The 7,254-nt window shown below is 73.4% G+C and carries 8 protein-coding genes; 6 read left to right on the plus strand and 2 right to left on the minus strand.

The window, feature by feature from the left end:
- From LLG88_11225 to LLG88_11235, 3 genes are all read left to right on the plus strand, one after another.
- The coding region (locus LLG88_11225; GenBank protein ID MCE5247474.1) for a pentapeptide repeat-containing protein at positions 1 to 705 on the plus strand (705 nt) is incomplete at its 5' end.
- On the plus strand, positions 702 to 1,265 hold the full coding sequence (locus tag LLG88_11230; protein ID MCE5247475.1) for a DUF3540 domain-containing protein: 564 nt from the start codon (positions 702 to 704) through the stop codon (positions 1,263 to 1,265). The genes LLG88_11225 and LLG88_11230, both read left to right, overlap by 4 nt.
- 12 nt (positions 1,266 to 1,277) lie before the next feature.
- Entirely contained in the window at positions 1,278 to 1,694 is a 417-nt protein-coding gene (locus LLG88_11235; protein MCE5247476.1) for a DUF4150 domain-containing protein, read from the plus strand.
- A 45-nt stretch (positions 1,695 to 1,739) separates the two neighbouring features.
- On the opposite strand, the gene LLG88_11240 is transcribed toward LLG88_11235, so the two are convergent.
- Positions 1,740 to 2,342 carry a DNA-3-methyladenine glycosylase I gene (locus LLG88_11240; GenBank protein MCE5247477.1) on the minus strand — a complete coding sequence of 201 codons (603 nt, stop codon included), beginning with the start codon at positions 2,340 to 2,342 and terminating at the stop codon, positions 1,740 to 1,742.
- On the minus strand, positions 2,339 to 2,836 hold the full coding sequence (locus LLG88_11245; protein ID MCE5247478.1) for a GreA/GreB family elongation factor: 498 nt from the start codon (positions 2,834 to 2,836) through the stop codon (positions 2,339 to 2,341). Before LLG88_11245 ends, LLG88_11240 begins: the two co-directional genes overlap by 4 nt.
- 126 nt (positions 2,837 to 2,962) lie before the next feature.
- On the opposite strand from LLG88_11245, the gene LLG88_11250 reads away from it, so the two are divergent.
- From LLG88_11250 to LLG88_11260, 3 genes are all read left to right on the plus strand, one after another.
- Positions 2,963 to 4,009, plus strand: coding sequence for a DMT family transporter (locus tag LLG88_11250; protein MCE5247479.1), 1,047 nt, complete (start codon positions 2,963 to 2,965; stop codon positions 4,007 to 4,009).
- Positions 4,010 to 4,153: 144 nt separating this feature from the next.
- Positions 4,154 to 5,302: a hypothetical protein gene (locus LLG88_11255; GenBank protein MCE5247480.1), complete on the plus strand. Its 1,149-nt coding sequence runs from the start codon at positions 4,154 to 4,156 to the stop codon at positions 5,300 to 5,302.
- Complete coding sequence (locus LLG88_11260; protein ID MCE5247481.1) at positions 5,299 to 6,585, plus strand: thiamine pyrophosphate-dependent enzyme; 1,287 nt, start codon at positions 5,299 to 5,301, stop codon at positions 6,583 to 6,585. Before LLG88_11255 ends, LLG88_11260 begins: the two co-directional genes overlap by 4 nt.
- The last annotated feature ends 669 nt before the right edge of the window (positions 6,586 to 7,254 follow it).

Raw genomic sequence — 7,254 nt, forward strand, 5'->3', positions numbered from 1 at the left:
TCCGCGGCGCGCCTCGCCGAGGCCGCGGCGGAGGGCGCGACGTTCTACGCCGCGCGGCTCGACGGCGCCGACCTCGCGCGCGCCTCGTTCGCCTCGTGCGAGTTCGGCGAGGCGACGCTGGCGAACGCCGTCCTCGCCGGCGCGGCGTTCGTCCGCTGCGGCCTGCGCGGGGCGAAGCTCGCCGGGCAGTCGTTCGCCGGCTGCGACCTCGCCGACGCCGACTTCAGCGGCGCCGACCTCGCGCGGGCCGACTTCTCCGGCGCGCGCGCGGCGGGGTGCTGCTTCGCCGACGCCGACCTCGCGGAGGCGAAGGGGGAAGGGCTCGAGGCGCCGAACGCGGAGTTCGAGCGGGCGCGCCTCGACGCCGCGCGCTTCGTCAAGGCGCGGTTCGACGGCGCGGGGTTCGGCGGGGCGAGCCTCGTGCGCGCCAACCTCGGCGCCGCGTCGCTCCTTTCGGCGCGGTTCGCCGAGGCCGACGCGCGCGGCGCGGTCTTCGTCCGCGCTCTCCTCGCCGACGCCGACTTCTCGCACGCGCGGCTGGAGGTGGCCGACTTCTCCGGCGCCGACCTGTCGCGCGCGAATCTGCACGCGGCGACCGACGAGGGGGCGCGCTTCGGCGGCGCGAAGACCGACGGACTGCGGCGCACCGACGCCGAGTTGCTCGCCGCGGAGCGGTTCCGCGCCGCGGCGGAGGACGAACGATGAACGCGATCTTCGGACGGGCGGCCGCGCGGCGGAACGAGGAAGCGGCGGCGACGCCGCGGGCCGCGGTCGAGTATCTCGGGCCGGCGACGATCCTCTGGGTCGAAGGGCTGCGCGCGGGGCTGCTCGTCGAGGGGCGCGAGGTCGAGGCGCGCCTCGCGCTGGCGCAGATCTACCGCCCCGAGGCGGGGGACACGGTGCTCGCCCTCGGCGGGCGCGAGTACTACGTCGTCGGCGTCCTCGCCGGCGCCGGACGGATGGTCGTCAACGCCCCCGGCGACCTCGAGCTGCGCGCGCGCGGCGCGGTCGAGATCCACGGGGCGCGCGGCGTGCGGCTGCGCGGGCCGGAGGTCGCGCTGACCGCCGACCGCTTCACGATCGCCGTGCGGACGGTCGTCGAGCGCGCGGCGCGCGTCTACCGCGCGGCGACGGAGCTGCTGCACGTGCGGGCGCGGCGGACGCGGACCGTGGTGGACGAGGAGTGCGCGCTGGCGGCGCGCGAGATCACGGCGCGCGCCGGCGCCGACCTGAAGCTCGACGGCGAGAAGATCCACCTCGGCTGAGGAGGGGCGGCGATGTGTCTTCCGGCTTCGACGAACGGCGGCGGGATGTGCCTGGCGTTTCCCGACGTCTGTAAGACCCCCGCGCCCCCCGCGGGTCCGATCCCGCTGCCGTATCCGAACGTCGCGCAGCTCGCGCAGGCCAACGCGGCCACCTGCTCGCAGAAGGTCCTGATCTGCAACAAGAAGGCCGTGCACAAGGGGACGCAGATCCCGATGTCGAGCGGCGACGAGGCGGGCTCGATGTGCGGCGTCGTCTCGAACATGATCAAGGGGCCGGCGTCGTTCAAGATGGGCAGCGTGAAAGTGAAGGTGGAAGGGCAGCAGCTCGTCTACGTCGGCTGCATGACCGGCCACAACGGCTCGAACGCCAACATGCCCGCCGGCGCCCAGATCGCCCCGAGCCAAGTCCGCGTCCTCGTCTCGCCCTGAGGCGCCGCGCGGCCGCCGACCGACGGCGCCGCCGGGCGACGCGCATTACCGTCGAACAGGAAAGACGAAGCCCGCCCCGACGCCGTGCCGATGACACGACGCGACGTGGTCGTCCACCATCCCCACCGCCTGCATGAAGGCGTAGCAGATCGTGGACCCCACGAACTTGAACCCGCGCCGCGCGAGATCCTTCGACAACGCGTCCGACTCCGCCGTCCGCGCCGGAACCTCGGACATCGCGCGGAAGGAGTTGATCCGCGGCCGTCCCCCCACGAACCGCCAGACGTAGGCCCCGAACGACCCGAACTCGCGCCGCACCTCGAGGAACCGCCGCGCGTTCTCGATCGCCGCGGCGATCTTCAGCCGATTGCGCACGATCCCCGGATCGGCCAGCAGGCGCGCGAAATCTCCGTCGCCGAACAGCGCCACCTTCTCCGGCTCGAACCCCTCGAAGACCTCGCGGTAGCGGGCGCGCTTCTTGAGGATCGTTTCCCAGGAGAGGCCGGCCTGCGCCCCCTCGAGCACGAGGAACTCGAAGAGCGTCCGTTCGTCGGCGACCGGCGCGCCCCATTCCTCGTCGTGGTAGGCGCGGTAGAGCGCCGAACGCTCGAGCGCCGGCCAAGGGCAGCGGGGAAGCCCGTCGCTCAAGCGGCCCCCAAGCCGTAGGAGACCTCGAGCACCTCGTACTCGACGTCCCCCGCGGGGCGGCGCCACGTGACCCACTCGCCGACGTGCGCGCCGACGAGGGCGCGGCCGAGCGGCGCGCTCCAGGCGACCGCGTCGGGATGAATGTCGAGCTCGTCCTCGCCGACGATCGCGCACTCCGACTCGCGCCCTTCCTCGTCGGAGAGGCGCACCCGGGCGCCGAAGCGGACTTCGTCGTCGTCGCAGGCGGAGTTGTCCACGACGACGGCGGCGGCGAGGCGGCCGTCGATCCGCGCCAGCTCGCCGCGCAGCGCGGCGGCCTCGGCGGCGCTCTCCGCGTCGAGCCGCGCGACGCGCGCGGCGGCCTCGGCCCGCGCGGCCTGCAGCGCGGCGAGTCCCTGGGGGGTGACGTAGTTCGGCCGATCGGCGCCCATCGGGCGGCGCGGCCGCTCGGGGACCTCGTCCCCGTCCTGTTCCTTGACGAATGCCCGGCTCATAGGAACGACATTTTACGATCCTTCCGCGGTTCGGGGCGCGCGCCGCGCGCGCGCCGTGTTCGGTCGCGGAGGCGCGCCGCGCGCCGCCGCGGGCGCGCGCGGGCGGTCCGCGCTACGCTCCGCGCCATGAGCGATCCCCGGCCGGACGGAACGACGGCGCCCGAAGGCGCGAAGCCGCGGAACGTCTCCGCGGCGTACGCGTCCCCGTCGGCCGGCGACGGAACGACGGCGCCCGAAGGCGCGAAGCCGCGGGGCGTCGGCCGCGCGGCGGGCGTGGCGACGATCGTCCTCACGCTGCTCGGCTGGTCGAGCGTGCCGCTCTTCCTGCGCCACTTCACCGGCTCGATGGACCCCTGGACGAGCAACGGCTGGCGCTACGGCTTCGCCGCGCTCCTCTGGGCGCCGGTGGTGCTGCTCGGCCTGCGCCGCCGCAACCTGCCGCGGGGGATCTTCCGCGCCGCGCTCGTGCCGGGGATCGTCAACGCCGCGGGGCAGGTCTTCTACACCTGGGCGCACTACAAGGTCGAGCCGGGACTGCTCAGCTTCGGCTTCCGCACGCAGATCGTCTTCGTGGCGATCGGCGCCTACGCGCTCTTCCCGGACGAGCGGCGGCTGGTGCGGATGAAGGGCTTCTGGGGCGCGTTGGGGCTGCTCGTCCTCGGCGCCGCGGGAACCCTCTTCCTCGGCGAGGGGCCGCTGCCGGCGGCGAGCGCGGTCGGCTTCGGGATGGCCGTCCTCTCCGGCGCGCTCTTCGCGGCCTACTACCTGAGCGTGCGCAAGTGCATGTCCGGCTATCCGTCGATCGTCTCGTTCGCGGTGATCAGCCAGTACACGGCGGCGATCATGGTCGCGCTGATGCTGCTGGTCGGGACGGACCTCGGCGCGGCGCCGGCGCGCCTCCCGGGCGGCGAGCTGTCGCTCCTGCTCCTCTCCGCGGTGATCGGCATCGCGCTGGGGCACGTCTTCTACTACGTCGCGATCAAGGAGCTCGGCGTCGCCGCCTCCTCCGGCGTGCTGCAGGTGCAGCCGATCTGCGTCGCGGTCGGCTCGTGGTTCCTCTTCGGCGAGAAGCTCGCGGCGGGGCAGTGGGCGGGGGGCGCGCTGGCGATCATCGGCGCGCTGACGATCCTGCTGCTCGAGCGGCGCGCGTCGGCCGTCGGCGGCCCGGCCTGATTCGACGCGCCGCGGCCCGTCGCGTAAGCTGTCGCTTGGTTCAATCCGCCTGGGACCTCCGTTCTCCGCGGACGCGCCGTCGGACGCGCCGCGGTCGCGGGCGCGCCGCGCGCGAGGCCCCGGACACCAACCTCGGAGCCGCGGATGGGCAGGAGAACCTTCACGGACGGCGCGCAGCTCGTCGCCTTGGGCGCGCTGCACGCCGGCGTCGATTACTTCGTGGGCTACCCGATCACTCCCGCGTCGGGAATCTTCTCCGCGATGATCAAGGGCGGCGTCGGCATCGCCGCGCCGGACGAGATCACCGCGCTGCAGTACCTGATCGGCGGCTCGGCCGCGGGGCGCAAGGCGATGACCGCCACCTCGGCCCCCGGCTTCCTGCTGATGGCCGAAGGGTTCGGCGCGGCGCTGATGATGGAGACGCCGCTGACCCTCGTCCTCGTGCAGCGTCTCGGGCCGGCCACCGGCTCGGCGACGATGAACGCGCAGGGGGACGTGATGCTCGCCTCGGGCATCGTCTCCGGCGGCTTCGTTCCGCCGGTCCTCTGCCCCTCGACCGTCGAAGAGTGCGCCGAGATCACGGCCCTCGCGGTGAACGTCTCGGAGACGCTGCGCGTCCCGACGATCGTCCTCACCGAGAAGGAGATGGTCGTCGGCAAGCGCACGGTGGACCTCGACAAGATCGTCCTGCCGCCGGTCGCGAACCGCGCGGTCTACGACGGCCGCCCCGAGGAGTTCCAGCCGTACGGCAACCTCGACGAGCGCGACGTGCCGCCGTTCCGCCCGGTCGGCGATCCGGACTGCCAGATTCGCCTCACCGCCTCGACGCACGACGCGGCCGGCTTCATCAAGGCGCTCGACCCGAAGGTGCGCCGCAACACCGAGCGGCTGATGGTCTCGCGGCACACGGAACTGCTGCCGGCCTGCCGCGTGGACGCGCAGAAGGGCGCCGAGGAGGCGATCGTCTCCTACGGCTTCACCAACTACGCCGCCGCCGAGGCGGTGCGCCGCCTGCGCGCCGCGGGGCGCCGCGTGACGCACGTCACCGTGCGCACGCTCTTCCCGGTGCTCGCCGACCAGATCGCCGCCGCCCTCGAGGGGACGAAGCGGGTCGTCGTGCCGGAGGAGAACCTCTCCGGGCAGTACTGCCGCGTCCTGCTGGGCGAGGGGCTGCTGCGCGGACAGGACGTCGTCCGGATCAACCGGATGGGGCTCTGCGTCACTCCCGAAGAGATCGTTGCCGCGTTCGTCGGCGAAGCCGGCGAGGGCGTCGTCAAGGAGGTCCGGCCGTGACTGAGTGCGAATTCGCCACCGGCCTGCGCGATCCGTGGTGCCCCGGCTGCGGGCACACGCTCGTCGCCCGCGCGCTGCAGGAGACGCTGGCGCGCAGCTACAAGCCGCACGACGTCGTCCTCGTGAGCGACATCGGCTGCATCGGCATGGCCGACGTCCTCTTCACCTGCCACACCGTGCACGGGCTGCACGGCCGCGCCCCGGCGCTGGCCAGCGGCATCGCGATGACGATGGACGGCGCGGAGCGGAAGAAGGTCGTCTGCCTGATGGGCGACGGCGGCGCGGCGATCGGGCTGCAGCACGTGATGGAGTGCGCGCGGCTCAACGTGGACGTGACGCTGGTCGTCTGCAACAACCAGAACTACGGCATGACCGGCGGGCAGCATTCGGCCTACACCGAGACGGGGATCAAGACGACGACGACCCCGGCGGGGAACCCGCTGCGGCCGTTCCCGCTCGGCGACATGGTGGCCCCGCTCGGCGTGCTCCACGGCCGCGTCCTCGCCGCCTCCTCCGCCGAGCTGCGCGAGGCGCTCGAGCGCTGCCTCGCGCACCGCGGCTTCTCGCTGCTCGAGACCTTCAACTACTGCCCGTCGTACTCCGGCAAGCTGAACCCCGAGTCGCTCGCGCCCAAGGAGATGAAGCGCTTCTTCTCCGAGCACGGCGTCGAGTTCGGCCTGTGGGACACGGGCGCGCCGCCGGCGCCGTACCGCTTCCGCGCCGAGCCGCGTCTTCCGCAGCTCAAGGAAGCCGCGTCGCCGCATCGGCACGCGCTCGACCACGTCGTGGACCTGCTGATCGCCGGTTCGGCGGGCGAAGGGGTCCAGACGGCGGCGGAGCTGCTGGCCGAGGCGGCGATCGCCAGCGGGCTCGAGGTCGCGGTCCGCGGCGAGTATCCGGTGACGGTCGGGAAGGGGTTCTCCTGCTCCTTCGTGCGGCTCTCGCCGGAGCCGATCGGCTCGCCGATCACCGACACCTACGACGTCGGCCTGGTCACGTCGGTGGACGGCGTGCGCTGGACCGGCGTGCGCGGCCGGGCGACGAAGCGGACGATCGCCGACGCGTCGCTCGAGTTGCCCGAGGCGCTCGCCGGGGCGGAGCGGCACGATCTGCGCCGCTTCGGCCCGAAGCAGGCGGCGTTCGCCGGCCTCGCCTCGCTGCTGCTGGAGCAGAAGTGGTTCCCGGCGGCCGCGCTGCGCGAGACGTTGGCCGGCCTCCGCTCGCCGAAGATGCGCGACGGCCTGACCGGCGTTCTCGACACTCTCGAGAGCGAGCGCGCCTGACGCGCGTTTCGCCGCATCCGATTCACCGCGACGGGCGGGGCCACGGCCCCGCCCGTTCTTTGTCCGCGGCCGTCCCGACACGATTCCGGGGGGACGTTGTCCCGTAGGGGCGATTGGCGCGCCGATCAGATCGTCGGAACAACGACGCCTCCACCGCGCCTGCCGCCCGACGTGGACCTCGCGCAACGTTGCCTTTGAGACGTTGAAAGGCAAGATTCCGTGCGATCACGTCGGGCGGCAGGCGCGGAGGAATCCAGAGCGGGGACACGATGATCGGAGCGCGCCAGCCGCCCCTACACGCCCGTCGTCATCAGGGCGCCCATCGGAACGCGGCGCCGAAAACGACGAGCGCGACGCGAGGCGGGGGGGCGGCGGCGGAGCATTGCCCCGTCGCGGAGCCGCCGCCCCCCGCCGCGCGTCGCGCGACCATCGATGGACGCGCGCCCTAACGCCTCAGCGCGAAGGATGCCGTGGCGTCCGCGCACCAAGGCCGCGACGCGCGGCGAGACAAGACGCACGGACCATCCAAGAAGTACCATCCGCCCCGCGGACAACCACCAAGAGCGCGCAGCCAAAGACGGCAGCACGTCGGGCGAGCGGGGGCGGCGGCGCAGCCGTTGCCCCGTGGCGGAGCCGCCGCCCCCGTCGCCCGACGCGCGTCCCGCGAGA

Source organism: bacterium (assembly GCA_021372775.1).
Lineage (GTDB): Bacteria > Acidobacteriota > Polarisedimenticolia > J045 > J045 > JAJFTU01.

Coding starts and splice junctions, on each gene's coding strand:
- LLG88_11255 (MCE5247480.1), top strand. CDS start 4,154: ATGGGCAGGAGAACCTTCACGGACGGCGCGCAGCTCGTCGCCTTGGGC.
- LLG88_11235 (MCE5247476.1), top strand. CDS start 1,278: ATGTGTCTTCCGGCTTCGACGAACGGCGGCGGGATGTGCCTGGCGTTT.
- LLG88_11245 (MCE5247478.1), bottom strand. CDS start 2,836: ATGAGCCGGGCATTCGTCAAGGAACAGGACGGGGACGAGGTCCCCGAG.
- LLG88_11250 (MCE5247479.1), top strand. CDS start 2,963: ATGAGCGATCCCCGGCCGGACGGAACGACGGCGCCCGAAGGCGCGAAG.
- LLG88_11230 (MCE5247475.1), top strand. CDS start 702: ATGAACGCGATCTTCGGACGGGCGGCCGCGCGGCGGAACGAGGAAGCG.